Genomic DNA, 25335 nt, shown 5'->3' on the forward strand with positions numbered 1-25335 from the left:
TATCAAAAGAAAGCCGCCCTGGAACGGAGCGGCCTTGTATATCACGCGGTTAGTAGTCCACATGATAATCTTTTTCAAAATTCTTCCCGGCCCAGGCCTTTTTTGCCGACCATTCCGCCGCCGGCGCCGCCCAGAAAGGATTACCGGCCGGCAGGCCCAGCGGTAAAAACGACAGGGTGGCCATGTACAGGCTGCCCGTGGAGGTATAATAATCCGCGATCTGCGGATCGTGCCCGACGAAGCCGAGGTTCAGCCAGTTATCTTTACCGAAAGTGCCTTTCGCACCGTACATGTTTTTCTTCACGAGCGTGAGCGCGCTTCTCACCTGCGCCGGTTCGATGCCTTTGGGCAGCAGCTCCATCAGCGCGATCTGGCTCAGGGCCTGGAAAGCGCCGGTGCGGTAGGTGATCGAACGGCCGATGGGCGGGAAAGTGCCTTCCGGCGATATCATTCTTTCCTGCTCCAGTGCGTACCGCTGCATTCTTTTCACAGCGAGATCGTATTCCTTTTTCCGTTCCGGCTGATGGCGGGCCAGCACGGCCAACGTATCCACCAGCATGGGATGTATCACAAAGGAATTGTAATAGTCGAACGCCAGGTTCGGGCCATCGCCATACCAGCCATCGCCTTTGTACCATTCCGCCATTTTGGTGATACCCTTTTCCAGCCGCTCCGCGTCCGGCTCCTCGCCTACCGACAGCAGAAAGGCTTCCGTCAGCGAACCGAACAGCAGCCAGTTGCTGTTAAACGGTTTGCGGTTGCGCAGCGATTTGAACGCCGTGATAATGTGCGTTTTCGTATCCGCCGGCAGCGGTTCCCAGAGCACTTTGGGCGCGCGCAGGAACGTTTGCGCCAGGTAAGCCGCATCCACGATCGGTTGATAGTCGGTTTTAAAATTCAGCGCGTCCGCACTGCCGGGCGTAAAGCAGGCCACCAGCCCCTTCACGGCATTCGTGCGCATGCGCTGCCGGTACTCTCCTTCCCTGCCCACATCATCGGTCAGCGCCAGCCAGGGCGCGATGCCTGCGTAAGTGCGGCCCACCGCCTCGAGATAAGTAACATGGGCAGAGCGTTTATCGAACGTCGGGGATTTCTCCACCGGCATATTTTTAACGAGTGTGCCCGCGGCGAGATTGGCCACCACCGGGTCGGCGATTTTATACAGGAGTTGCCACCAGTATTCACGGTCGTTTCCCGCCGGTGCGCTTACCGCCGGCTGCTGCGGCCCGCCTGCCAGCAGTTCTTTCGGGCTCAGCGCGCCCGCTACGCCGGCGAGTGACAACGCGCCTAAAAATTTCCTTCTTTCCATCGTGCTAATTTATAGATACCAGGTTTTGTAACGGTGCAGCGCTTCCAGGAAATAATAATCCGCATACGTGAGCGGCACATCCACCTCCGATTTGAGCGGCAGCGCGCCGGTGCTGTGCATCAGCAGGAAACCGCCGTTTTCACCCGGTTGTGCGCGGTAGGCGGGCGACGACAGGGAGCGGATGATCTTTTCCGCGGCGGCCACATAGGTTTTGCGTTCCTTTTTGCTGCCGTATTGCGCCAGCTCCAGCAGCGCAGAGGCCATCACCGCCGCCGCCGAAGCGTCGCGGTAGGTGTCGGGGATACCGGGCGCATTAAAGTCCCAATAAGGCACCAAATCCACAGGCATGTTGGGATGGCGGAGCATGAACGCGGCAATGTTTTTGGCGTGCGCCAGGTAACGTTTGTTCCCGGAGAAACGGTACATCATGGTGTAACCGTACAGTCCCCAGCTCTGCCCGCGGCTCCAGGCAGATTCATCCGCAGCGCCCTGCGCGGTCACCTTTTTGATAACCTTGCCGGTCTGCATATCGTAATCGATCACATGGTAAGAACTGTGATCGGGCCGGAAATGATTTTTGAGGGTATTGTCGGCGTGCGTCAGGGCGATCTCGCGATACTTTTTATCGCCCCCGTGGTCGCTCACCCAGTACAACAGTTCCAGGTTCATCATGTTGTCGATGATCACCGGGCCCTGCATTTTTTTGCTGGCGTTCCATGACTGGATAACGCCGGCGCCGGGGCGGTACCGGGTGGCCAGCGAGGCCGCGGCCGTATCGATGGTGGTTTTATAGGCGGGATTGCCGGTTATCCGGTAAGCGTTCCCGAAGCTGCAATACATCATGAACCCCAGGTCGTGGTTGCCGGTGTAATGTTTTTCTTTTTCGAGAATGGCGAGGCGGCGGCCGGCTTCGGCCATGGTAGCCTCGTCTTTGGTGTTTTCGTAAATGTAGAGGAGCGCACCGGGGTAAAAACCGCTGCACCACCATTTGGTGTCGCTGGTTTCCACCTTACCCGTTTTGGCATAGTAGGTTTTCGGCATCCGGTCGGCCGGCACCTGCCGGCTCAATACCTTGTATTGCTCTTTGGCAAACTGGAACTGTTCGTCGATCAGCTGTTTCATGCCGGCCTGCTGCGCCAGCAGCCCCAGGCTGTTGCACAGGAAAAAACAAATCATCAATCCTTTTCTCATTATCGTTCGTTTAACGGAACGGTAAAAATAACCGGACTGATGGCCGTATTTGCGGGTTTAAATGGTCAAATATGCAGGTGAAATGTTACAAAACGCCTAAAAAAGGGCTAATAATCAACATTTTACCCGGTTGATTATCAGCCCTTCCCTGCCGGGGGCAGGTGGACGGCATACATCGTTTTACCGCCCCGCTGCTCAGGCAAAATGCTGCGCGAGCATCCGGAGTTTCTCCGGGTCGACGACGTTGTTGATCTGGAGAATCCGTCCGCTTTCCGGCGACACGTCGAAGATCTGGCAGGAAATAAGCCGGCCCTGGTAATAATACAGGAAAGCCGGCTGGTGATTGATCGTGGTGGCTTTGATGTCGGAGCTTGCCTGGTATTTGTGGAACACGAGCATCAGCAGTTCCGCCACTTCCGTAGCCCCGATGCAAACCCGCTTCACCACGTTCAGTTTCGTACCGCCGTCCGCATAGAAAGCGATGTCTTCCGCCAGGAGATGCTCCAGCTTTTCCAGGTTCCGGCTGCGGATGGCGTTGATATAGTTTTCCAGCAGCACATTGGTCTGGGCCGACCTTACCGGCGGGGCTTCGGCTTCGCCCGGCTTGAAGAGTTTGGTTTTGGCACGGCTCAGCAGCTTGCGGCTGTTTTCTTCGGTGGTAGACAGGATGTCGGCGATTTCCTGGTGGGAATAGTCGAAACTTTCTCTCAGGATAAAGGCTGCCCGCTCTTTGGCGTTCAGCTTTTCCAGCAGTACCAGCAGCGAGTATGAGAGAATATCCTTCAGGTACACATTGGTGTCCGCCGCTTCGGTGGCCACCGGCTCCGGCAGCCACACTTCCGGCTGGAGGGTGCGCTTTTTCCGGTTTTTGGCGTTGATGGCATGATTGATCACGCTTTTGACGAGATAGGCTTTTTCGTTTTCGATGCCTTCGCGGGGCGAGGCATAATAATGGGTGAGCACATCCTGCACAATGTCGCGCGCATCTTCGGCGCTGCCGGCGATATTGTACGCGTACGGAAACAATTCGTTCTGATAGTCTTTCATGAGATGGTTATGCTTTTGCCCTGGCCAGTTCTTTGCGGAGCAGGTGGATGTTCATGAGAATGATGGACACGATGATGAGCACGATGCCGAACCATTGCCAGCCGTTCACCCGTTCGTGGAGGAGCAGCCAGGCCATGCTGACCGATACCGGTATTTCGATGGCGATGATGATGGCGCCCAGGCCGATGCCCGTTTTCGGGAACCCGACGTTGAACAGCAGCGGGGGCAGAATGGTGCCGAACAGCGCCAGCAGCAGTCCCCAGGTCCAGAAAATCGACAGCTGGAACTGCGGCGGCATGTTGAACAATCCAACCGCTACCACCATCACTGTACCACCCAGGAGGATAAAAAATCCTTTCTTTTCCGATGGCATGCCGGTGGCCACGCTGTTGGAAACATATAACGAAATGGTATACATGACCGCCGCCGCCAGGCCCCACAGCACCCCGATGGCGCTGGGGCTGCCGTGGGCAGACAATACATTGGTAGCGAGCACGGTACCCAGCAATACCACGATAACCGCGATGATCTTGTTCAGCCCGGGCCATCGCGCCGCCAGCAGGCTTTCCAGCACCACGCCCATCCAGATGGTCTGCATGAGCAGGATGACGCATATCGACACCGGGATATATTGTACGGAGAGATAATAAAATACGCCCGTAAGGCCGTAGCTGGTGCCGCCCGCGATGAGCTTCAGCACATCGTTCCGTTCCCTGGCCGGTTGCGGCGCCGGCGAAGGTTTCCTGAACAGCCACAAACAGCCCATCACCACCAGGCCCACGAGGTACTGGGCGTAAGTCACTTCCGTTACCGAATATCCCTGGTTATAGGCCAGCCTCACCAGGGTAGCCAGTACACCGTAACTTGCCGCGCCAATACCTACGAATAAGATGCCTTTTAATAAATTCCTGTCCATGACACTTTCCTTTTCAACTGCAATGATACGTTTTCCGGGCGTGTGCCGGCCTTATTGCCATATGGTATTCGGCTGATAGTTGCCGGCGATGGTGCGGAAAGCCTTGTTGAGCCTGTTCCAGGTGTTGATCATGCCTACCGCCAGGGAGATGTGGGCGATCTCCGCTTTGGAGTAATATTCCGCGAGGTGATCGTACACTTCATCGCTTACTTCGCATTTAACGGTCAGTTCTTCTGCGAAAGCCAGGGCCGCTCTTTCCTCTTCGGTGTAATACGGCGTTTCGCGCCAGGCAGCGAGGCCGTGAAGGCGTTGTTCGGTTTCACCCGCATGGATGGCGTCTTTATGGTGCATATCGAGGCAGAACGCGCAGCCGTTGATCTGGGACACGCGGTAGTTGATCAGCTCCTGTAATTTGCTGTCGAGGCCAGATTTACGGATGTAACCGCCTACTTTCAAAAGGGATTCGATAAAGCCATTGGGCATTTCCTGCATGGAGATTCTTGCTTCCATTGTGTTTGATTTTTAATTGTGATGTAAAAGATTCCCTAATAAGACACAACGGAAAAAGGAAACGTGACAGGATCCGGAAGTTTTTTTTATTTTTTTATGAAAAAAGCCCCTGGAGTGGCCAGGGGCTTTCGTTTCGCCTTATAAAATATTTTTAAGCACAGCCTGCAACCGGCTGCGATTTCCCGTTTTACCGACGGAAAAACGCACGTGCCCATCACCACTGCAACACGAAATCAACCGTTACTGGCCCGGATATTTCATCGCCGGATATCCCAGCAATCTTCTCCACAATCCGATCTGGCCGATACCGTAGGATTCCATGTATATAAAGAAGCCGATGATGCCGGAGAGTTTTTCCTTATCGCCCATCCCGGGAATGGCGACCATTTCATCCAGTTGTTCTTCGGTGAGGGAGGCCAGTTTATCGCGCAGCGCGGGAGTGATCTTGTCCCAGTCTTTTTTATAGTCCGCCAGCGGCGGATAGGTAACACCATCCTGGATACTTTTGAAGTTGTCGAGGAAGGCCTTCTGCGCTGCATCGAGCGCCACGCCGGCTACGTCTGCCAGCCTCAGGCGCAGCTGCACCATATTGTTGGTCAGCCAGGCCACGTGATTGGCCGGTGTGTTGAGGCGGTTATGGGCGTCTTTATCGGAAATACCGTCTATGACATTGGGAAACAGCCCTGTGTGCAGGTCGTGGAGGGCAATGAGGCTGCTGATTGAGTTTTTCTTTTCCATGGCTCAGTATTTTAGGTAAAAGTAGCGATTGCGGGGTTGGTGAAGCGGGTGTGTATATGGCAGGAATGGGGGCATTTGCGCCATCCGGTTTAATGTGTATCTTGGCTACCGGCCGGTATGCATATACCGCACGAAACACAACAGCCTATGCAACAACTGAAACACATCCTGACCGCTACCGCCCTGCTGATGAGCGTTGGCGGCTACGGACAATCCGGGAACGGGCTCATCTGGGCCGATGAATTCAACACCGGCAGCAGACCGGACACCAGCAAGTGGAGCTATAACATCGGTACCGGCAACAACGGCTGGGGCAACCAGGAACTGCAATACTATACCGACCGTCCACAGAACGCCGAAGTGTCTGACGGCACATTGAAGATCAGGGCGATTAAAGAAGACCATAACGGCAGTGCCTATACCAGCGCGCGGTTGCTCACCAAAGGCAAATTCGATTTCAAATACGGTAAAGTGGAAGTACGCGCCAAACTGCCCGTGGGTAAAGGTACCTGGCCGGCCATATGGATGCTGGGCGCCAACATCTCCGAGGCTGGCTGGCCCGGCTGCGGGGAAATCGACATCATGGAGCACAAAGGCAGCGTTCCCGGGAAAATATACGGTACGGTGCATCACCCCGGCCACTCTGGCGCTAACGGCGACGGGCTGACCACGATGACCGCCAGGGTGTCGGAAGACTTCCACATTTATACGGCCGACTGGTCGGCTACCAGCATCCGGTTTTATGTGGACGGAAAGCTGTATTATACATTTGCCAACAATGCTGCCGTTCCTTTTAACCACCACTTTTTTATCCTGTTGAATTTCGCCGTAGGCGGCACATTCGGCGGACCGGTGGATCCTGCGTTCACATCCGGCGTACTGGAGATCGACTATGTGCGGGTGTACGGGAATTGACAGGTCGCGAAACGAAGGAGTACTGGATAATGAGCAGGTGTACCGGGGAATTGATACGTAGCAAAGGAGTGCTCGATGATGTGCGGGTGTACCGGAAATTGACATGTCACGAAGCGAAGGAGTACTGCATAATGTGCGGTGTACCGGGGCCAATGGACAGGTCGCGAAACACAGAAACACCGGATAATACATTCAACTGCAACAACTGAATATGCACACAATACAGGGCCGCGCAACACGCGGCCTCTTTTTTATGTTCCCTGTTCGTGCGGCAGCTTCACCAGCATGGTTGTTCCTTCCACGGTAGCCTCCAGCTGCAACTCCCCTTCATGCAGTTGCACTATCTTTTTACAGATCGACAGGCCGAGGCCATGGCCGCGCGTTTGCAGTGCATTACTGCCACGGTAGAAAGGCTCGAATATCTTGTCGGCTTCCGATGCGGGAATGCCTTCGCCCTGGTTCTGCACCCGCACAAGAATGTGCTTCGCATCGAAGTCGATGCTGATGCGGGCGGTATGATCGGGGGAAAATTTACAGGCATTGTCGGCCAGGTTGATGAACAGCACCTTCAGGAGGCTTTCGTTGCCGTTGCAGGTGAGCAGCGTGTCCTGCTCCGGCTCGCGGAGAAACTGGATATCGACTTTCCCGCCGGCCTTTCTTTTTTCGCGCACAAGCTCGCCGGTATCCCATAACAGTTCGTCGATGCGTACGGGGGTAAATACAAACTCCTGCCGGTTGAGCTCCGATTGCGCGAGCTGCAGCAGGCCGTTGGTGAGGTCGGACAGCCCTTCCGCATCTTCCAGTACCGATTGCAGCACGGCCTGGTACTCCTCCCCGCTCCTGTTTTTAGCGAGCGTTACCTGCAACTGGCTGATGATGGAGGCCAGCGGCGTGCGTAGTTCATGCGAGGCGTTGCTGACGAAACTTTTCTGCAGGTCGAACGAATGGCTCAGCCGCTGCAGCATGGTGTTGAAGTTGGCGCCCAGTTGAGCTATTTCATCTTTGCCCTTTACGGCCACGCGTGTGTTTTGCAGGTTATTGGCGTTGATCTGATCGGCCTGATCCACGAGGCGGTCGATCGGCTGCATCATTTTGCGCGCAAAAAAGTACCCGATGCCCACCAATAGCACCACGGCCGCCGCGAGCTCTATCAGCAGGATGCGGCTGAGGTTCTGGAGGTTCTGGAAACCGTATTTGTCGAACGACGACACCAGCACCAGCACAGACATGTTGCCTTCGCGGTAATAAATCCCCACGGTTTCGCCGCCGCTGTCGTTGTGATTGTATTGTTTGTGCTCCCTGATGTGCTCCAGGAGCTGGCGCGGCGTGCGCACGGCCGTATCGAGGAGGTTGGTGTACAGCAGCTCGTAGCTGTCGCTGTATACGAGAATGCTTTCGCGGTAGAGATCCTGGAAAGTGGTTTTATCGAGTTTTCGCAGCAGCCCTATCTGTACCTGGTCGTTCTCGATGATCACGCTGCCGATGGAGCGGGCGCGGTATTCCAGCCGGTCGAGGTACTCGGCGCGGCGCGATTGGCCGGAGAAATAATACGCCAGCACGGCGAAGGCGATCAGCAGGAAAGCCGCGGAGAGCGTATAATAGAGAGCTATTTTGTATTTTATCTTCATTCGTCGGCCAGGTAGTATCCCATTCCGGTTTTGGTATGCAATAGTTTCCGGTCAAAATCCTTGTCGATTTTTTTGCGGAGGAAGTTGATGTACACCTCGATGACATTGGTGCCCGTGTCGAAGTCGATGTTCCAGACCCTTTCCGCGATCGTCATTTTGGAGATCACTTTGCCTTTCTGCAGGGCCAGCAGCTCAAGCAGCTGGAATTCTTTGGCGGTGAGGGGGATTTTTTTGCCGCCGCGCCACACTTCTTTCCGTTCGCGGTCTATTTCCAGGTCGGCTATCGTGAGTTTGAAACGCTGGTCGGGCACCACGTCTGCCCCGGCCCTTTTGAGGAATACGCGGATGCGGGCCAGCAGTTCGCGGAAGTCGAAGGGTTTCACCAGGTAATCGTCTGCCCCCAGTTCGAAGGCCTGCATTTTATCGTCCATCCCACCCAGTGCGGTGAGCATGATGACCGGCACTTTCGCGTTACGGCGGCGGATGACTTCACATATTTCGTAGCCGTTGTGGTGGGGCAGGTTCAGGTCGAGTATCACGAGGTCGAAATCCTGCCCTGCGGCGAGGCTTTTGCCCATGCGGCCGTCGTACGCCACCTCCACTTCAAAGCCGTTCTCTTCCAGCCCCTTCTTTACTGCATTGGCTACTTTTACTTCATCTTCGACAATCAGGATCCTTTGCATATTGCTAATCTAGGAAATTCATTTCGTATGCTTGCGGTTTGGCAGCACATTCTCCCGCGTCCAGGTGATTTTGCGGGTAAAGGGCTCGCTGCGCACCGGGCATTCGGTCAGCTGGCAATGCCGGCAGCTGGCGGGCACACAGGGGTCCATATGGATGAAGAATTCCACTTCGCCCGGACCCAGTTCACGGTTCACCAGCAACTCTATCTCTTTCACGGCATCGTGCGCCTGTTCGAGCGACAGGTAATATGGCAGCGTTACATGGCAGTCGATATGATAATTGTGCCCGTATTGCTGCACGCGCATATTATGCACGTCGATCCAGGCGGCCTGGCGGTGTTCGTTGAGGATGCCGATCACGCGGTCCACCACCTTCATATCCGTTTCATCCATCAGGCCGGAGATGGATTGCCGCATCAGCTGGTATCCCTTGCGTAAAATCAGCACACCGATAACGGCCGACGCCACGGGGTCTATCCAGGTCTGGCCGGTAAAATACAGGATCACGAGGGCGATGATCAGCGCGGCGGAACTGTACACATCGGTCAGGATATGCTGTCCGTTGCCGGTGAGGGTGATGGACTGAAGGCGTTTACCCGAACGCGTGAGATACAGGCCCAGCAGCAGGTTGATGAACGCCGTGGCGCCGATCATCCAGATGCCCGAATCGATGCGTTGCAGGCCGGGCTTCAGGATAAAAAACTGCACAGCTTTAAACAAGATAAGAATGCCGGCGATGAAGATCATCGCGCCTTCGAAGCCGATGGAAAAGAACTCCACCTTGCCATGGCCGTAGGGATGGTTCTCGTCTTTCGGCTTGCCTGACAGGTAAATGCTGTAACAGGCGAAACCGCCGGCCACCACGTTGATAATGGATTCCAGCGCGTCAGAGAGTATCGCCACCGACGAAGTGAGGAAAAACGCCAGGAACTTGGCAATGGTCAGCAACAGGCTGATGCCCAGCGACAGCAATATGATGCGCAGTTCTTTTCTGATCAAAACAGGCCGGTTTGTTGAATTATGGCAAAGAAAAAGGAAAAATGGCGGAATTCGGGACGCCTGCTAAGTTTTTTATCTGGTTTAATTTAATTAAATTAGATATAACTTTATATCGTGGAATAGCAAAATGGCAAAACGAATCTAAATCTAAATTAACCAAAGTCAACGCAATTGAAAGGTCGCAGCACCTTTGTTCCGTCTTGTATTATTTAATATATCTGCTTTCATGAACAGGTAGCAAAATTCAGTAAACCGCTTCGATCAATCATTCGACTAAACAACCAAAATCCGTTACACTATGATGAGACGTCTATGCGCGTTCCTTTTACTCATGGGAATCTGCAGCGCTGTTTCGGCGCAACAAAGCATCCGGGGAAAGGTTACTTCCGACGACGGAAGCCCCTTGCCGGGCGTTACCGTGCGCGTGCAGGGTACCACTACCGGCACCGCCACTAATGTGGAAGGTAACTACACCATCGTGGCCTCTCCCGGCCAGGTATTGCAGTTCAGTTTCATCGGTTATACCACCCGCAACATCACTGTGGGCGCGCAGGCCGTTGTGAATGTGTCCATGATCCCTGACCAGACGCAACTGAAGGAAACCGTGATCTCCGCTTACAACATGTCGAAAGACCCGCGTTCGCTGGGCTCTTCGGTGCAGAAGGTCAACGGCGCCGAGGTAGCGCAAACACAGCGCGAGAACTTCCTCAACGGGCTTGCCGGCCGCATTGCGGGGGCTACCGTTACAGGCACTTCGGGCCTGCCGGGCTCGTCGTCGCAGATCGTGCTGCGCGGCGCGGTATCCATCGGGGGCAACAACCAGCCGCTGTTCGTGGTAGACGGCGTGCCGTACGACAACCAGACGCTCAACCAGGAAGCGCTCATCAGCGGGCAGTCCGTTTCGTTCGCCAACCGTAACTCCGATTACGGCAACCGCGCCATGGACCTGAACCCTGAAGACATTGAAAGCATCACCGTACTGAAAGGCCCAGAAGCCGCTGCGCTGTATGGGTCGGACGGTGCTTCCGGCGCCATCCTCATCACTACCCGCAAAGGGAAGGAAGGAAGGGCGTCCGTTACGTACGACAATAACTTCCGCTTCGAAAAAGTATACCGCTTCCCGGAAACGCAGCGCGTATACAGCCGCGGCACCAACGGTGTAGCCGACCCCAACGCTACTGTAAACCCGTTTTCGTTCGGCGCCATTTCTGCTTATTTCGGCCCGAAGTATAATACAGACACCACCACGTTCTACGATAATTTCAACGCCTTCTTCAAAACCGGTTTCCAGAACCGCCACAGCCTCAACATCGACGGCGGTACCGACCGGTACACCTACCGCCTGTCCAGCAGCTGGCTGAAGCAGGACGGTACCGTGCCCAACACCAGCTTCGACCGCGGCAATATCCGCCTCTCCGGCACGGCCAAAGTGAGCAAGATATTCGACATCAACTCCAGCTTCACCTATGTGACCTCCACCACTAAAAAAGGCTCAAAAGGCGCAGGCAGTTATTTCCTGACCCTGCTGACCTGGCCGGCGGACGAAGACGTGCGCGACTACAAGAATCCTGACGGCACCCGTAAAACCTTGCGTGGCGTGGCTTTTAACAGCGAATTCGACAACCCCTTCTGGGATGTGTATAAAAACTCCTCGCAGGATCATACGGAAAGAGTGACCGGCAACCTCACCCTGAACCTTAACCCGCTTTCCTGGCTGAGCTTCAGTGGCATCTTCGGTGTGGATTCCTATGCCACCGATGGTTTCTTCACCACCAACCCGCAGTCCCGCTACGGGTTTGCTTCCAACGGTTTTTATTCCGGCGATGATGTGCTGACCAAAAACCTCAGCGGCGTATTGAGGGGCTCGGCCCGCAAAACCTGGGGCAAGTTCGGCCATGTGCTGAACCTCGGTTTTGCGTTCGACGATAACACCACAAAGATCAACGCATTCAAGGGGGAACGTTTTTATGAACCGAATTTCGTGTCGATCAACAACACCGACCCGCTTTCCCGCGATGCGAAGCTGACCTATTCCAATATCCGGAAAACGCGCTTTTTCGGGAATTACGAATTCAATTACAACAGCATCCTGTACCTCTCGTTCGCCGGCAGCCGCGAAGGCCACTCCGCATTCATGAGCCGGTTTGTGGACAAAAACCCGTTCTTCAATTACGGCGCTGCTTCGCTGAGTTTCATTTTCTCCGATTTGCAGGTATTCAAGAACTGGACGCCGCTTTCCTACGGTAAAGCCCGCCTGTCTTACGCCACTACGGGTAAAGCGCCTTACACGCCTTACATCATCGACTATACGATGCAGTCGCAGATCACTACCGGCGGCGGTTACGCCTACGGCTTCACGGGCAACAACTTCGGCCTGCAGCCGGAAATTACCCGCAACTTCGAATTCGGCGGCGAACTACGTTTCTTCAAAAACCGTATCGGGATCGATGTGGCCCGTTATTCGCTCAAAAGCCGCGACCAGATCCTGGGCGCCAGGGTGAGTTACGGCACCGGTTTCGTGATCAAATACCTCAATGGCGGACTCGTGGAAAACCGCGGCATAGAAATCCAATTGTCCGGCAAGCCCGTACAAAGCAAGAATTTCAACTGGGACGTGCTCGTGAACTTCGACCGCAACGTGGGTGAAATCCTCGAAATGCCGGCCGATCTGCCCACGTACTACGACTCGGATACCTGGGTATTCGGCAATGCCCGTTCCCAGGCCTACAAAGGCGCATTTACAGGCAACATCTCCGGGTTCTCCCTCCGCCGCAACCGCAGCGGACAGATGCTGATCAGTCCTACCACCGGCCTGCCCCTTTCCAGCGGCGATTTTGTGATCATCGGCGACCGCCAGCCCGATTTTAAAGTGGGGCTCATCAACAACTTCTACTACAAGGATTTCAGTCTCAGTTTTAACCTCGACTTCAGAAAAGGCGGCGATGTGTTTAACGGGAACGAATATTATCTCTATCTCTGCGGCCTCAGCAACCGTACGCTCGACAGGGAACAGACCATCGTGTACAAAGGTGTGCTGGCAGACGGGCTCGAAGAATCCGGCAAACCCACCCCCAATAATATCGCCATTACACCGTATTACCGTTCCGATTACTTCGGCACCACGGTGGCCACCGAAGCGGATTTCATAGAAGAGGTGAACTGGATGCGGCTGCGCGATATCACCCTGATGTACAACCTGCCGAAAACACTGCTCCGCAAACAAAACGTGGTGAAAAGCGCATCCGTGTTCGTAACGGGAACAGATGTATTTATGATCACCAACTACAGCGGTGCGGATCCCAGCGTGAATACGAATACCGCTGCCAACAGAGGTTACGGCGGTGCGGGCATCGACTTCGGTTCGCTCGCCAATCCGCGGGGCATCAACTTCGGGATGAAAGTGCAATTCTGATTTTAAAACAGACTTATCATGAGAAAACACACCATTATCTTCATCATATTCGGGTTACTGACCATCACGGCCGGCTGTAAAAAATGGCTGGATGTGAACAGCGACCCCGACACGCCACAGAACCCGGATCCTTCATCGGTTTTCCCGACCCAGCTGGCCGGCATTCCGAGAGGCATACAATTCGACGCGCGTTATATCGGCCGTTATATCCAGAACTGGAATACAGACCTCAGCACGCGCACGGCAGACGTTAACTGGGACCAGATGGGTTATACCGGCAGCAGCGACACCAACGGCGACATCTGGCGGCAGGTATATTTCGGGCTGGGACAAAACCTGAACTATATCATCGACGTGGGCCGAGCCAAAGGCCAGTGGGATTACGTGGGGGCCGCCTACGCCCTGAAAGCGTATATGTTCCAGATCTGTACCGACCAGCATGGGGAGATCATCTTCACAGAAGCATTTAAGGAAAACACGGCGATCTTCCGGTTCGACGGGCAGGATACCGTGTACCAGGGCGTGCGCAACTACTGCGATTCCGCGTTGCTGTACCTGCAGCGCACGGATCTGAACCCGTCTTCCAACAAGCTTTCACGCGGCGACTTTGTCTACGGCGGCAATACCGCCAGGTGGATCCGCTTTGTGTATGCGATACTCGCCCACAACTACAACCACCTGTCCAACAAGAGTTTTTATGACCCGAACAAGGTGATCGAATTCTGTGATAAATCTTTCCAGTCAATCGACGATGATTTCCTCATTCCCTTCGACGCATCCAAGAACGACGACTCCAATTTCTTCGGGCCGTACCGTAACAACCTGACAAACTTCAGGCAGAGCAATTTTATAGTACAGCTGATGGATGGCACATTGCTGGCCGGCGCCAGATCTTACGTGAACCGCGACCCGCGCATCCGTCACATGCTGTCTGTTTCGCAGGATACCACCAACGGTAATGGCGGTTACCGCGGTGTATCACCCGGCGCAGGCGACCCTAATTTTTCCACCACCGATTCCCTCCGTAAGCGGCAAAGGGTGGCGGCGCCGTTTGGCGACAGCCTGTACGACAATCCCAGCTCCAACGTGTTTACTCCCAATGCGGGCAAATACCTGTTCAGGGATAAAGCCGTGTCACCCGTGATGACGTATGCCGAAATACTGTTCATTAAAGCGGAGGCGGCCTACCGGAAAAAAGACTATGCCACCGCGCTCGACGCATATACCAAGGGCATCAATGCGCACTTTGATTTCATCAACCGGGGCACCATGCCGCGCGGCAACGATAAACTGTACAAGGGCGATCCGATTTCCGTACAGCAGCGCAATGAGTACCTCGGCGGCGCGAATGTGAAGAGAAGCGCCGCTACCCTTACACTGCGGGATATTATGATGCAAAAGTACATCGCGCTGTGGGGCTGGGGATTCGTGGAAACCTGGGCCGACCTCCGGCGGTTTGCCTATAACCAGGTGCCCGACGAACGTACCGGGCAACCGGTGTACCAGGGTTTCACCCTGCCTGCCACCATTTCCGCCGACAACCAGGGCAAGCTCGTGTACCGTGCGCGCCCGCGTTTTAACTCGGAGTATGTGTGGAACAGGGATGAACTGAGCCGTATCGGCGCACTCGCGGGCGATTACCATACCAAACCCGTCTGGTTTATTTTACCCTAAATTCAATCATCATGAGAGTAATTTTCATCATCATATGTATATCGGTGCTGGCGGCCTGTAAAAAGAATTCATTCCATATCACCGAGCGCGACATCATCACCAATTCGACGGTGGCCCGCCTGAAAGTCGGTTACTTCAGTGCATCCGTCAACAACCAGGGCGTGCAGGTCAAGATCAACGGCGTGCGCCAGAGCAACAACCTCATCTATCCCATCGCCTTTCCCGGCGGCGGCCTCAATACCGGAGGTTCCAGCAACAGCGACTACCTGTACCTGACACCGGGTGAGACCAACGTCGACATCTCCGTGCCCAAAGCCAGGACAGACGAAGATTCCGTGAAGATATTCAACTTCGCGGCTCCCCTGGAAGCCGGTAAACGGTACACATTGTTCACCACCGACACGATGCCGAACGTAACCGGCATACTGGTGCCGGACGATACCGAGGCGCCCACGAACACCGATGCCCGTATCAAGTTCATCAACCTGATGCCCAACGTGCCGGCAGTGGACTTTTATCAGCGTACAACGCTGGTATTCGGCAACGTGGCGTACAAAAGCGTAACCGAATACAAAAACATTCCGTTCGGCAGCGATACGTTCCTGATCCGCGCGGCAGGCAGCGGCCCCACCGGCACGGTGATCGCCACACGGGTGATCGCCACGGCCAGGCAACGCATCTATACGTTTTTCTCGAGGGGTTACAGGACCGCCACCGGTACCCGTGCTCCGAACGTATCTGCCTTGATTGTGCAGTAACGTTGCGGCAGCATGGCAAAGAGGATGCACCTCCTGTTCAGAACGATGCGTTCTTCACAGATGGAAACATTCAGGCCTGCTACGCATAAAAAAATCATGGCATACGCCGCCCGTTTCACCGGGCGGCGTATTTTTGTATATGCACCTGCGTAACGACATCCTCAAAGAACATTCCCGCGAAAACACCCTGCGCATCGCCAAATGGATCGGTAACAAACCCGACCGTGTCACCGCCCTGATGGAACTTTTCCTGCACGACGAATACCGCGTGGTGCAGCGCGCCGCCTGGATACTGAGCCATGTGGCGGAGAAACATCCTGCCCTGGTAGAGCCTCACCTGCATCAGATGGTGGACCGTATGGGACATCCGGGTATACCGGTAGCGGTTAAACGAAATGTAGTACGGATTTTGCAGTTCCTGCCTGTGCCTGAAAACCTGCAGGGGCCGGTGATGGACTATTGTTTCCGTTTCCTGGAAGACCCGCAGGAAACGGTGGCCGTACGCGCGTTTTCGATGACGGTACTGGCGAACCTCGCCGAGCAGTATCCGGAGATCAGGAACGAGATTGTTCTGCTGATCGAAGACCAGCTTCGGGAAGGCGCCACACCCGGCTTTAAAAGCCGTGGTAAAAAAACGCTGGCACGGCTGGCGAAGGGGCATAAGAACTGATGGCGTTGTTGTGATGTGTAGAACGGCACGGCAGGATGTAAAACAGGGAATTGCAGGAGAACTCTCTCGGGTGATGTGCAGTATGAGAGCTGTTGTAATATGAAAAAGATGCGGCAGGATGCAAAACAGGTAATTGCAGGAAAGCACTTTTGGGTGATACTGCAGTATGGGCTGTTGTAGTATGAAAAAATACGGCAGGATGCCCGGCGTGAAGCCCCTTCGAATCTCAAACGCAGTATCTTCCGCCGATGACAAGGCATAAAAAAACCCGGAGCATGGCACTCCGGGCTATTGAATCTATTTCGATAACACTTAAAAACTAGTTGTTACCTGCAGGCTTGTCTTCTGCCGGTTTATCAGCAGGCGGCCTGTTGGCATACTTGATCTCAATCGGGCGGCGTGCCGGGGCAGGCTGCGGTTGAGCGGGCTGAACGGGCTGGGACTGTGATTCGCCGCCTTCCCTGGGCTCTCTCGGTTCCCTGGGTTCTCTTGCCTCTTTCGGCGGTTTTTCGCCGGCCGGTTTTTTCTTGGCAGACTTCGGTGCGAAAATCGCGATCATGCGTTTGCCTTCCATCAGCGGCATCCCTTCCAGGGCGCCTACTTCCGCCAGGCGTTCCGCGAACTTCAGCAGAATCAACTCACCACGTTCCTTGAACATGATGGCGCGGCCTTTAAACTGCACGTATGTTTTAACCTTATTGCCTTCCTTGAGGAATTTCTCGGCATGTTTGGCTTTAAAATCAAAGTCGTGATCATCGGTATTCGGCGTAAAGCGGATTTCCTTCACCTCGCTCTTGTGAGCGTTCGCCTTCATTTCCTTTTCCTTCTTCTTCTTCTCGTAAAGGAATTTATTATAATCGATGATACGGCAAACAGGGGGGGCTGCATTGGGGGATATTTCTACGAGGTCAAGCCCCTGGTCTTCCGCCATGCGCAATGCTTCGTCCGTTCTGTAAATGCCCGGCTCCACATTTTCGCCTACCAACCTGATTTCCGGAACACGGATCATCCTGTTGGTACGATGCTCCTGTTGTTGTTCTCTTCTGAAATTTGGGTTTCTTCCCCGGTTGTTAAAGTTTGGTCTTGGTCCTTGTTGCATTAAAATGTTGAATTGTTAAATAATAATGATGATACTGCCGGTGGACTTTTCAAAACCAACAGTAGCATACTACTGGTTAAAATCGTTTAAGGGAATATTCATGTCAATTTACCACTGAACCATATGAATAATCCGCCTGACCACTGAAAAGATAAATAAATATGAGCAAACGAAAAAAACAAAGGCTTATTCGAAAGGTTTGCGGTTGATGACTTCATCTTCCACCAGTTTCATAAACGCTGCTATTTCCATTGTTCCGAGATCGCCTTTGGCCTGCCTGCGTACCGCTACCTTGCCGTCTGCCTCTTCTTTTTCACCTACCACGAGCATGTAAGGTACTTTTGCCAGTTCCGCCTCACGTATCTTCTTACCGATCTTTTCGCTCCTATCATCAATTTCAGCGCGAATTTCCGCATTTTTTAGCAATTCTGCCACTTTTTCTGAATACGGCACGAACTTGTCGCTGATGGGCAGGATTTTCACCTGGGTGGGCGTCAGCCACAGCGGGAACTTACCTGCGCAGTGCTCGATCAGCACGGCAATGAAACGTTCCAGGGAACCGAAGGGCGCCCGGTGGATCATGACCGGCCGGTGGGGCTTGTTGTCGGCACCGATATATTCCAGCTCAAAACGTTCCGGCAGGTTGTAGTCCACCTGGATGGTACCCAGCTGCCACTTGCGGCCCAGGGCGTCTTTCACCATAAAGTCGAGTTTCGGGCCGTAGAACGCCGCTTCGCCGTATTCCACGACGGTGCGCAGCCCTTTTTCGGCGGCAGACTCGATAATGGCCTGCTCCGCGAGGTTCCAGTTTTCGTCGGAACCGATGTATTTGCTGCGGTCTTCCTGGTCGCGCAGGGAGATCTGGGCGGTAAAATCAGTGAAACTGAGACTGTTGAACACATACAGCACCAGGTCGATCACCTTGCAGAATTCCTCTTTCACCTGGTCGGGCCGGCAGAAAAGGTGGGCATCGTCCTGGGTAAAGCCCCTCACCCTTGTCAAACCGTGCAGTTCACCGTGTTGTTCGTAACGGTAAACGGTGCCGAATTCGGCAAAACGCACGGGCAGGTCTTTATACGATTTGGGCGAAGTTTTGTAAATCTCGCAGTGGTGCGGGCAGTTCATGGGTTTGAGCAGGAACTCCTCTCCCTCTTCCGGCGTATGGATGGGCTGGAAGCTGTCTTTCCCGTATTTTTCGTAGTGCCCGGAGGTCACATACAGGTTTTTACTGCCGATATGTGGTGTAACCACAGGCAGGTAGCCGCTTTCCACCTGTGCTTTCTGCAAAAAGTTCTGCAGCCGTTCGCGGAGCATGGCGCCTTTGGGCAGCCACAGCGGCAGGCCCAGGCCTACCCGCTCGGAGAAGGCAAACAGTTCCAGTTCCTTGCCCAGCTTGCGGTGATCGCGTTTTTTCGCTTCTTCCAGCAGGGTCAGGTACTCGTCGAGCTCCTTTTGGGACGGGAAAGTGATACCGTAGATGCGGGTGAGCATCTTGTTGTTTTCGTTCCCCAGCCAGTACGCGCCGGCAATATTGGTCAGCTTTACGGCTTTGATGAAGCCGGTGCTGGGAATGTGCGGGCCACGGCAGAGGTCGGTGAACGCCCCCTGGGTGTAGAATGTAATCGAACCGTCTTCCAGCTTTTGCAGCAGGTCAAGTTTATAAGGGTCGTTTTTGTCTGTAAAGTACTGGATGGCATCCGCCTTGGAAACGTCTTTGCGGACGTAGGCGTTGTTCTGTTTGGCCAGTTCGGTCATTTTTGCTTCCAGCTGGCGCAGTTCCTCATCGGAAATGGCGCGGCCGTCGAGGTCTACGTCGTAGAAGAAACCGCCGTTTTCCAGCGGGGGACCGTAACCGAATTTCACTCCCGGGTACAGGCTCTCCAGCGCTTCCGCCATGAGGTGGGCGGAAGAATGCCACATAGTCGCTTTGCCGTCCGTATCCGTCCACGTGAGCAACTGCAGGGTACCATCTTTCGTAATGGGGCGGGTTGCGTCAATCACCTGTCCGTTTACTTTCGCCGCTAAAACCTTGCGGGCTAAACCTTCGCTGATGGATTTTGCAATGTCCAGTGCTGATACGCCTTGTTCATACTGTCTTACTGCGCCGTCCGGGAATGTAATGTTGATCATATATCCTTTTCTCAAATAAAATGCATGCGAAATTACGAAATCAATTACAGATTGCGAAGCAATCATTCGCATCTGTAAAAAATGACAAATATGATGACGCCGGCAGGGCAACAAACCGTCCACATCTGTGAAAATCCGCATATGATACGGACAATCAACGGTGCCGGTCAAACCCTGGGCGATGGCATGGCTATGCCGCCATCGGCCTGCTTCCCCGGCCCGTACAAATTATTGCGAATTACGATAAATTGACTGTAGTGTGCGTGCAGCCCTTATATTTGCAGCCCGAACAACCCAGAAAAGACATGACAGCGGAGATCGTCACTGAAGAAAATGTTACCCGGATACTGGACAAACTGTTGGATACCCAGACCTTTTCCACCGAATCGCGCATTCCCGGCCTGAAAGGCTCCGTGATCGCAGGCAGTTCCTATCTGGATGCCTACCACACCGAAGAAAGCCTCGATTTCAAAAAACACGGATTCGACAGCGCCGACGCCTTCCTGACCTGGCTGCTGGGCCAGTGCGGAGCGACCACCTTCGCCCGGGAACACCTGCTGGTAGTGTATTATCCTGAAAACACCACCGGCGAATTATCGAAGCACCTCAAATGGCTGACCATCCCGTTTTATTTCGCTTTTACGGACAAAGGCATGCACATCCTGCAAAGCACACGGCATAGCTATATCGACATTATCGAGGAAATGAAGGCGCTACGCCCACTGGAGAACGTGCCGGAAGCCGACCAGGCAAAGGCCACGCAACAACTGGCCGATGCCTTGCTCAGCCTGGGCAGGCGGCTGCGCCTCCCCTTCGCCGCCGGCAGCGCACCGAAAAAAGCGCCCAGCGAAGAAAAACTCATCAAGGAATTGACGGCTCTCCTGCTGAAGCCCGATGCCAAAACCGCCAAAGAGCTGAAAACGATTACCGCAGAAGCCGTGGCCGAACTCCGCACCGGTTCCGGCGACGATGAAGACGACAACGATGGCGAAAACAGCCGCGCCATCCGCGGCCTCACGTTACTGCAGCACGTACCGGTAGCGCATGCCGACTGGAAATTCAGCGCCGCGGACATGGAAAGCTACCTGGAAGAAATCACCGGCCAGGAAATGAAACTGGACCTTCCCCGGCCCGACATACTCTCGTCCGATCTGTTCCCTTACGCCCAGCAGGCCATGGCCGGCAACGGCTGGACGCTGCTCTCCTACGATACCGGCGGCGACAGCTATATGTTTTTCGCCGTATACACCGCGGACGCCGACAGGGTTATCCGGCTGTTTGAGCAACTGGGGCTGCCCGCGGAGATCTGCAAATAACCGTATACTGCCGGATCGCTGCGTCCGGCAGATTCCCCTATTTTTGCGCCATGAAAACAATGGCCGACAAGATCATCCACTTCAACACCCACCTTGTTTACAAAGGCACACTGCCACCCGGTATCCGTATCATGAACCCTTTCCGGGAGCAGCCGGGCGTGGTGGACATCATGACCACCTTTTACAAGAAGTTCTATAACGACACCCATACCCGCAAACTGATACTGGGCATCAATCCCGGTCGCTTCGGCGCGGGTGTTACAGGCATTCCGTTCACGGACTCGCACCGGCTGGCCGATCCCTGTGGCATTATTATTCCCGGCATCAAAACCTACGAGCCCTCATCGGTCTTTGTGTATGATGTAATTGCAGCCTATGGCGGGCCCAAGGCGTTCTACCACGACTTTTACATCGGCGCCATCTGCCCGCTCGGGTTTACCTCCCAAAAGCCCGGCGGTAAAGAAGTCAACTACAATTATTACGACAGCAAGGCGCTCACCGATGCCGTATTGGAATTTATGCTCGACAGTCTCCGGAAACAGCTGGCCTTCGGCCTCGACACACGGGTGGCCTATGTGCTGGGCACCGGCAAAAACGCCGCCTTTATCCAAAAACTTAATGAGCAATACCGTTTCTTCGAACGCATCGAGCCGCTGGAGCATCCGCGGTTCGTGATGCAATACCGGCTGAAACGGAAGGAGGAATACATCAATAAATACCTCGAGGCGTTCCATCTTTGAATGCGTGCGTGAGCATATCCGACCTGTTGATGCCGGCGTCAAGTGAAGTTCGGTCTCAATCAGAAGTCGGAATCCCTGCTGATGCTGATTTCCTAATATCAGATGCCGGTGTGTACCGGTATAAATAGCATTCGGGCAAATACGATTGCAGGATGGATTTTCACGGGAACATACCGGAAACATTCGGATACACAATTTTTACCCGCCCGTTCTGATTGAAATATAGTGTTCCGGGAATCGGGTTTCCACAATACCGCCGGGGTCAGAACTTAAAATTCCACGTAATGGCCGGGATAATCGGGAACAGTGACACCTGCTTCGCTTTGATCTCCAGATCGCCGTTCAGCACCGCCCCTGTCTGATCGAAGTAGATGAAATACGGGTTGAGGCGGCTGTAAGTGTTGTAGATGGAAAAAGCCCAGCTGCTGGTGAATTTCCTGTTTTTCTTTTTCTTCTTTCCGGGCGTGTAAACGGCCGACAGGTCGAGGCGGTGATAGGGCTTCATCCGGTAACCGTTCATGTCTCCGTATTCCTGCATCAGCACGCCTTCCACGAAATAGAATTTCTCCGGCAAGGTGGTGGTATTGCCGGAACCGAAAATGAACACGCCGGAAAAGCTCCAGCGTGGGTTGAGATCATACATGGCCACAATCGCCAGGTCGTGCCGCCGGTCGTATTTCGCGGGGAACCTTTTGCCGCCGTTGAGATCGGGAAACTGGCGCCAGGTCCAGGCCAGCGTGTAACCCACCCAACCCGTGAATTTCCCTTTGATTTTACGCAGGAACAGCTCCAGTCCATAGGCATACCCCCTGCCGAATACGAATTCCTCTTCCGGATCTTTCAGCGTGGGCGTGTACCCGGAGCGGTACTCTATCTGGTTTTGCATATCCTTGTAATAGGCTTCCCCGGAGGCTTCCCAGGCATTTTCATTGAAGTTGCGGTAATAGCCGATGGCATATTGCCAGGCATATTGCGGTTTTACGTTGAGGGTGCTGGGCACCCAGATGTCTGTCGGTAAAGTGCTGCCGGCATTGGTCACCAGGTGAATGAACTGGTTGTTGCGGGTAACCGCCGCTTTGATCGAGTTCCGCTCGTTCCAGGCATACCGTACGATGATGCGCGGTTCAAACCCGCCGTAGCTGCGCACTTCTTCGTTCCATTTATAGGTAACGCTATCGATTTTGTTACCGTCTCCGTCCCGGATATAGCGCGTGTACGGGCCGATCTGGCGGAAACCGCTGTAACGCAATCCCAGGTTAACTTTCAGCTGGGGGCTTATTTCCCAGTCGTCCTGGATATACAACGCCGCCTCATGCGCATATTTGCGGAAGGCGTTGTCCGGTTTGAAGGTCGTGGTATCCTGTCGCCCGCTGATGGACGACGGCGTGAAGCGGTGATAGATATAGTTGCCGCCGAATTTGAGGTGATGCCTGAAGTTGATGAAATAATCGAAGTCCAGCTTCCCGTTGTAATCCCGGATGCCGGATTGCAGGTTCATGTGGAAGGTTTGCTGGGTAGCGCTGAACTGGAATTTGTAATCGTTGTAGATCAGCGAGGTGTTCATAAAGAGTTTTTTGCTGAACACATGATTCCACCGGAGTGTAGCTGTATTGTTCCCCCAGGGGATATCCGTTTCAAAGCTGCGCCCCGCGTTACGGTAGCGGAAAACATCCCGCCCCACGTAACCGCTCAGGAAAAGGCGGTCTTTATCCGAAAAGCGGTAGTTGATTTTGGCGTTCAGATCGTGGAAGTGGTAGCCCGAACCGTAAAAAGAACTCGTCTTTTTGACAAAGGGTTTGGCCAGCAGGTCCGCGTACGTTCTTCTGCCGGAGATGATAAAGCTCGATTTGTCTTTCTGGATGGGCCCCTGGATGCTAAGCCGGGAGGCGATTGCGCCGATGCCGCCTTCTACCTGGAACACCTGGTTGTTGCCGTCTTTCATGACCACATCGAGCACAGACGACAGGCGTCCCCCATAGCTGGCGGGCATTCCGCCCTTGATCAGGGTCACATCGCGGATGGCGTCTGCATTAAACACGGAAAAGAATCCGAAAAGGTGCCCCGTGTTGTATACCGGCGCTTCATCCAGCAGAATGAGGTTCTGGTCCGGTCCGCCGCCCCGCACATAAAAGCCCGCGTTACCTTCCCCGGCAGCCTGTACGCCCGGCATCAGCTGTATGGCTTTCAGCGGGTCCACTTCCCCCATCAGTGCCGGCAGTTTCTTCATTTGTTCCGTAGCCAGCTCCACTTTGCCCATCTCGGTGTTTTTGACATTTTCGTCTTTGCGTTTTTCCGTGATGACGATTTCGCGGGCCTGGAAGGATTTTGGCACCAGGGAAGTGTTCAGGTTCTGGGAAGCTTTTACCTGGACGGTTCTTTCCTGCGCTTCATATCCCATGAAAGAAAACGCGAGAGTGTATTCGCCCGCCGGCAGCGTGATCGCGTAAAAACCGTACGTATTGGCCTGCACGCCGCTGCTGGTGCCTTTGATGCCGATGCTGGCGCCCATCAGGGATTCGCCGGATGTACTGTCGCGCACATAACCGCTGATGACGAACCGCTGCTGCGCATACGATAGCGTGGAGAAAAAACAGGATAATAAAAGAAAGAGGCGGCAGGCGATTTTCATCCCGAACAGATTGATATGGTTTTAATGATGGGTATGCGGGAAAACAGGAAGTTGGTGATTCAAAGGATACCGGGCGAAACAGGATACTTGTCAAAGGAATACAGGACGAAACAGGAAACGCTTATTCAGGAGTATAGGACTAAATCGGAATCCGGTCATCGAAAGATACGGGAACACTGGACAATACAGGAAACGTTTATTAAGGAGTATAGGACTAAATCGGAAACCGGTCATCAAGGATATGGGAGTATAGGACGAAACGATACAGCTGGTTATTCAAAGGTACTCGGTATGTCGAACAAACTGACGCTCAAAACCTCAGCGTATCCGTCACGGAGCCGCAGTGCAACATTTCATCCCCGAAATATGGATTGACAATTTCCGTTTTATCACTGAGCCAGTGAGCACCGCGGTTATCGAAGGCCATCGGGCAGTATTGGCGGAAAATGGCGGTGTTTTTCAGCGGCGTTACCCTCAGCAGGTCGTATAGCTGGTCGGAAACCATCTGAAAAGCGAGGCGCCGGCCGTCCAGCCCGTTTTTGTCGATCAGCATACCCTCCAGTTCTGCGGAAATCCCCGATGCCTGGCCGGCCAATTGCGCCACCCGGGAGGAGTCGAGCCCTGTACGTGCCACCGGCAGACTGTCGAGGTGATATTTCAATGCCGCAGCCGCCATATCCGCTCCCATTGTGTCTGCCTTGACGAGCGCGGCCGACAGCTGGTAATAGGCGGACATAGTCACTTGCAGGGAATCATAGTACACTGCAGGCAAGGTGGCGGTTACAGCAGTAAGGGGCTGCTCCGCCGCTGCTTTACCGGCGGCATCATCCGCGCCCTGTGGCTGGTTGCAGGCGGCCAGGGAGGCGGCTAATAAAATGATTCCTGAAAAACGACGAATAATCATGATATGTGAATGACGGATTTACAGTGATTGCGGAACAAACCGCCCTGAAACGAGCGCAACTCATTGC

At 54.1% G+C, this 25335-nt stretch carries 20 protein-coding genes; 7 read left to right on the forward strand and 13 right to left on the reverse strand.

What is annotated here, in order from left to right; genetic code table 11:
- Positions 1-49 precede the first annotated feature (49 nt).
- The 6 genes from EGT74_RS14595 to EGT74_RS14620 form a co-directional block, all read right to left on the reverse strand.
- Complete coding sequence (locus tag EGT74_RS14595) at positions 50-1309, reverse strand: DUF2264 domain-containing protein (RefSeq protein ID WP_123847323.1); 1260 nt, start codon at positions 1307-1309, stop codon at positions 50-52.
- Positions 1310-1318: 9 nt separating this feature from the next.
- Positions 1319-2500, reverse strand: coding sequence for a glycoside hydrolase family 88 protein (locus tag EGT74_RS14600; protein ID WP_246008216.1), 1182 nt, complete (start codon positions 2498-2500; stop codon positions 1319-1321).
- A 195-nt stretch (positions 2501-2695) separates the two neighbouring features.
- Positions 2696-3547: a sigma-70 family RNA polymerase sigma factor gene (locus tag EGT74_RS14605; RefSeq protein ID WP_123847324.1), complete on the reverse strand. Its 852-nt coding sequence runs from the start codon at positions 3545-3547 to the stop codon at positions 2696-2698.
- 7 nt (positions 3548-3554) lie between these two features.
- Positions 3555-4463 carry a DMT family transporter gene (locus tag EGT74_RS14610; RefSeq protein ID WP_123847325.1) on the reverse strand — a complete coding sequence of 303 codons (909 nt, stop codon included), beginning with the start codon at positions 4461-4463 and terminating at the stop codon, positions 3555-3557.
- 51 nt (positions 4464-4514) lie between these two features.
- Entirely contained in the window at positions 4515-4973 is a 459-nt protein-coding gene (locus tag EGT74_RS14615) for a carboxymuconolactone decarboxylase family protein (RefSeq protein ID WP_123847326.1), read from the reverse strand.
- Positions 4974-5213: 240 nt separating this feature from the next.
- Entirely contained in the window at positions 5214-5711 is a 498-nt protein-coding gene (locus EGT74_RS14620; RefSeq protein WP_123847327.1) for a DinB family protein, read from the reverse strand.
- Between the two features lie 147 nt (positions 5712-5858).
- Here EGT74_RS14620 and EGT74_RS14625 point away from each other — a divergent pair, with 147 nt between their 5' ends.
- On the forward strand, positions 5859-6626 hold the full coding sequence (locus tag EGT74_RS14625; RefSeq protein WP_220392882.1) for a glycoside hydrolase family 16 protein: 768 nt from the start codon (positions 5859-5861) through the stop codon (positions 6624-6626).
- A 251-nt stretch (positions 6627-6877) separates the two neighbouring features.
- Here the strand turns inward: EGT74_RS14625 and EGT74_RS14630 are convergent, their stop codons facing one another.
- From EGT74_RS14630 to EGT74_RS14640, 3 genes are read right to left on the reverse strand one after another with little or no spacing between them, the layout of a single operon-like run.
- Complete coding sequence (locus tag EGT74_RS14630; RefSeq protein WP_123847329.1) at positions 6878-8254, reverse strand: sensor histidine kinase; 1377 nt, start codon at positions 8252-8254, stop codon at positions 6878-6880.
- Positions 8251-8937 carry a response regulator gene (locus EGT74_RS14635; RefSeq protein WP_123847330.1) on the reverse strand — a complete coding sequence of 229 codons (687 nt, stop codon included), beginning with the start codon at positions 8935-8937 and terminating at the stop codon, positions 8251-8253. Before EGT74_RS14635 ends, EGT74_RS14630 begins: the two co-directional genes overlap by 4 nt.
- An 18-nt stretch (positions 8938-8955) precedes the next feature.
- Positions 8956-9936, reverse strand: coding sequence for a cation diffusion facilitator family transporter (locus EGT74_RS14640; RefSeq protein WP_123847331.1), 981 nt, complete (start codon positions 9934-9936; stop codon positions 8956-8958).
- Positions 9937-10234: 298 nt separating this feature from the next.
- On the opposite strand from EGT74_RS14640, the gene EGT74_RS14645 reads away from it, so the two are divergent.
- From EGT74_RS14645 to EGT74_RS14660, 4 genes are all read left to right on the forward strand, one after another.
- The gene (locus tag EGT74_RS14645; protein WP_220392883.1) at positions 10235-13348 is read left to right on the forward strand and encodes a SusC/RagA family TonB-linked outer membrane protein; all 3114 of its coding nucleotides are present in this window, start codon (positions 10235-10237) and stop codon (positions 13346-13348) included.
- 18 nt (positions 13349-13366) lie between these two features.
- Positions 13367-15022 (forward strand): SusD/RagB family nutrient-binding outer membrane lipoprotein, encoded by a 1656-nt coding sequence (locus EGT74_RS14650; protein ID WP_123847332.1) that lies wholly within the window; start codon positions 13367-13369, stop codon positions 15020-15022.
- Between the two features lie 11 nt (positions 15023-15033).
- Positions 15034-15780, forward strand: coding sequence for a DUF4397 domain-containing protein (locus EGT74_RS14655; protein WP_123847333.1), 747 nt, complete (start codon positions 15034-15036; stop codon positions 15778-15780).
- Positions 15781-15919: 139 nt separating this feature from the next.
- A complete protein-coding gene (locus tag EGT74_RS14660; protein ID WP_123847334.1) occupies positions 15920-16450 on the forward strand; it encodes a hypothetical protein in 531 nt (176 codons plus the stop codon).
- A gap of 319 nt (positions 16451-16769) precedes the next feature.
- Here the strand turns inward: EGT74_RS14660 and infC are convergent, their stop codons facing one another.
- A complete protein-coding gene (infC, locus tag EGT74_RS14665; protein ID WP_246008217.1) occupies positions 16770-17459 on the reverse strand; it encodes a translation initiation factor IF-3 in 690 nt (229 codons plus the stop codon).
- Positions 17460-17735: 276 nt separating this feature from the next.
- On the reverse strand, positions 17736-19679 hold the full coding sequence (thrS, locus tag EGT74_RS14670) for a threonine--tRNA ligase (RefSeq protein WP_123847336.1): 1944 nt from the start codon (positions 19677-19679) through the stop codon (positions 17736-17738).
- A 305-nt stretch (positions 19680-19984) separates the two neighbouring features.
- Here thrS and EGT74_RS14675 point away from each other — a divergent pair, with 305 nt between their 5' ends.
- Positions 19985-20995, forward strand: a complete 1011-nt coding sequence (locus EGT74_RS14675; RefSeq protein WP_123847337.1) for a DUF6630 family protein — start codon at positions 19985-19987, stop codon at positions 20993-20995.
- 50 nt (positions 20996-21045) lie between these two features.
- Entirely contained in the window at positions 21046-21735 is a 690-nt protein-coding gene (locus EGT74_RS14680; protein ID WP_123847338.1) for a uracil-DNA glycosylase family protein, read from the forward strand.
- A 262-nt stretch (positions 21736-21997) separates the two neighbouring features.
- Here EGT74_RS14680 and EGT74_RS14685 read toward each other — a convergent pair whose 3' ends face one another.
- The gene (locus tag EGT74_RS14685) at positions 21998-24364 is read right to left on the reverse strand and encodes a TonB-dependent receptor (protein ID WP_123847339.1); all 2367 of its coding nucleotides are present in this window, start codon (positions 24362-24364) and stop codon (positions 21998-22000) included.
- Between the two features lie 310 nt (positions 24365-24674).
- Positions 24675-25268 carry a DUF3347 domain-containing protein gene (locus tag EGT74_RS14690; protein ID WP_123847340.1) on the reverse strand — a complete coding sequence of 198 codons (594 nt, stop codon included), beginning with the start codon at positions 25266-25268 and terminating at the stop codon, positions 24675-24677.
- Positions 25269-25335 lie beyond the last annotated feature (67 nt).

Source organism: Chitinophaga lutea (genome assembly GCF_003813775.1).
Lineage (GTDB): Bacteria > Bacteroidota > Bacteroidia > Chitinophagales > Chitinophagaceae > Chitinophaga > Chitinophaga lutea.

What these genes read in the sequence shown, in the direction of transcription:
- EGT74_RS14595 (WP_123847323.1), bottom strand. Translation starts at nt 1,309, where the DNA reads ATGGAAAGAAGGAAATTTTTAGGCGCGTTGTCACTCGCCGGCGTAGCG.
- EGT74_RS14600 (WP_246008216.1), bottom strand. Translation starts at nt 2,500, where the DNA reads ATGAGAAAAGGATTGATGATTTGTTTTTTCCTGTGCAACAGCCTGGGG.
- EGT74_RS14605 (WP_123847324.1), bottom strand. Translation starts at nt 3,547, where the DNA reads ATGAAAGACTATCAGAACGAATTGTTTCCGTACGCGTACAATATCGCC.
- EGT74_RS14610 (WP_123847325.1), bottom strand. Translation starts at nt 4,463, where the DNA reads ATGGACAGGAATTTATTAAAAGGCATCTTATTCGTAGGTATTGGCGCG.
- EGT74_RS14615 (WP_123847326.1), bottom strand. Translation starts at nt 4,973, where the DNA reads ATGGAAGCAAGAATCTCCATGCAGGAAATGCCCAATGGCTTTATCGAA.
- EGT74_RS14620 (WP_123847327.1), bottom strand. Translation starts at nt 5,711, where the DNA reads ATGGAAAAGAAAAACTCAATCAGCAGCCTCATTGCCCTCCACGACCTG.
- EGT74_RS14625 (WP_220392882.1), top strand. Translation starts at nt 5,859, where the DNA reads ATGCAACAACTGAAACACATCCTGACCGCTACCGCCCTGCTGATGAGC.
- EGT74_RS14630 (WP_123847329.1), bottom strand. Translation starts at nt 8,254, where the DNA reads ATGAAGATAAAATACAAAATAGCTCTCTATTATACGCTCTCCGCGGCT.
- EGT74_RS14635 (WP_123847330.1), bottom strand. Translation starts at nt 8,937, where the DNA reads ATGCAAAGGATCCTGATTGTCGAAGATGAAGTAAAAGTAGCCAATGCA.
- EGT74_RS14645 (WP_220392883.1), top strand. Translation starts at nt 10,235, where the DNA reads ATGATGAGACGTCTATGCGCGTTCCTTTTACTCATGGGAATCTGCAGC.
- EGT74_RS14650 (WP_123847332.1), top strand. Translation starts at nt 13,367, where the DNA reads ATGAGAAAACACACCATTATCTTCATCATATTCGGGTTACTGACCATC.
- EGT74_RS14655 (WP_123847333.1), top strand. Translation starts at nt 15,034, where the DNA reads ATGAGAGTAATTTTCATCATCATATGTATATCGGTGCTGGCGGCCTGT.
- EGT74_RS14660 (WP_123847334.1), top strand. Translation starts at nt 15,920, where the DNA reads ATGCACCTGCGTAACGACATCCTCAAAGAACATTCCCGCGAAAACACC.
- infC (WP_246008217.1), bottom strand. Translation starts at nt 17,459, where the DNA reads ATGATCCGTGTTCCGGAAATCAGGTTGGTAGGCGAAAATGTGGAGCCG.
- thrS (WP_123847336.1), bottom strand. Translation starts at nt 19,679, where the DNA reads ATGATCAACATTACATTCCCGGACGGCGCAGTAAGACAGTATGAACAA.
- EGT74_RS14675 (WP_123847337.1), top strand. Translation starts at nt 19,985, where the DNA reads ATGACAGCGGAGATCGTCACTGAAGAAAATGTTACCCGGATACTGGAC.
- EGT74_RS14680 (WP_123847338.1), top strand. Translation starts at nt 21,046, where the DNA reads ATGAAAACAATGGCCGACAAGATCATCCACTTCAACACCCACCTTGTT.
- EGT74_RS14685 (WP_123847339.1), bottom strand. Translation starts at nt 24,364, where the DNA reads ATGAAAATCGCCTGCCGCCTCTTTCTTTTATTATCCTGTTTTTTCTCC.
- EGT74_RS14690 (WP_123847340.1), bottom strand. Translation starts at nt 25,268, where the DNA reads ATGATTATTCGTCGTTTTTCAGGAATCATTTTATTAGCCGCCTCCCTG.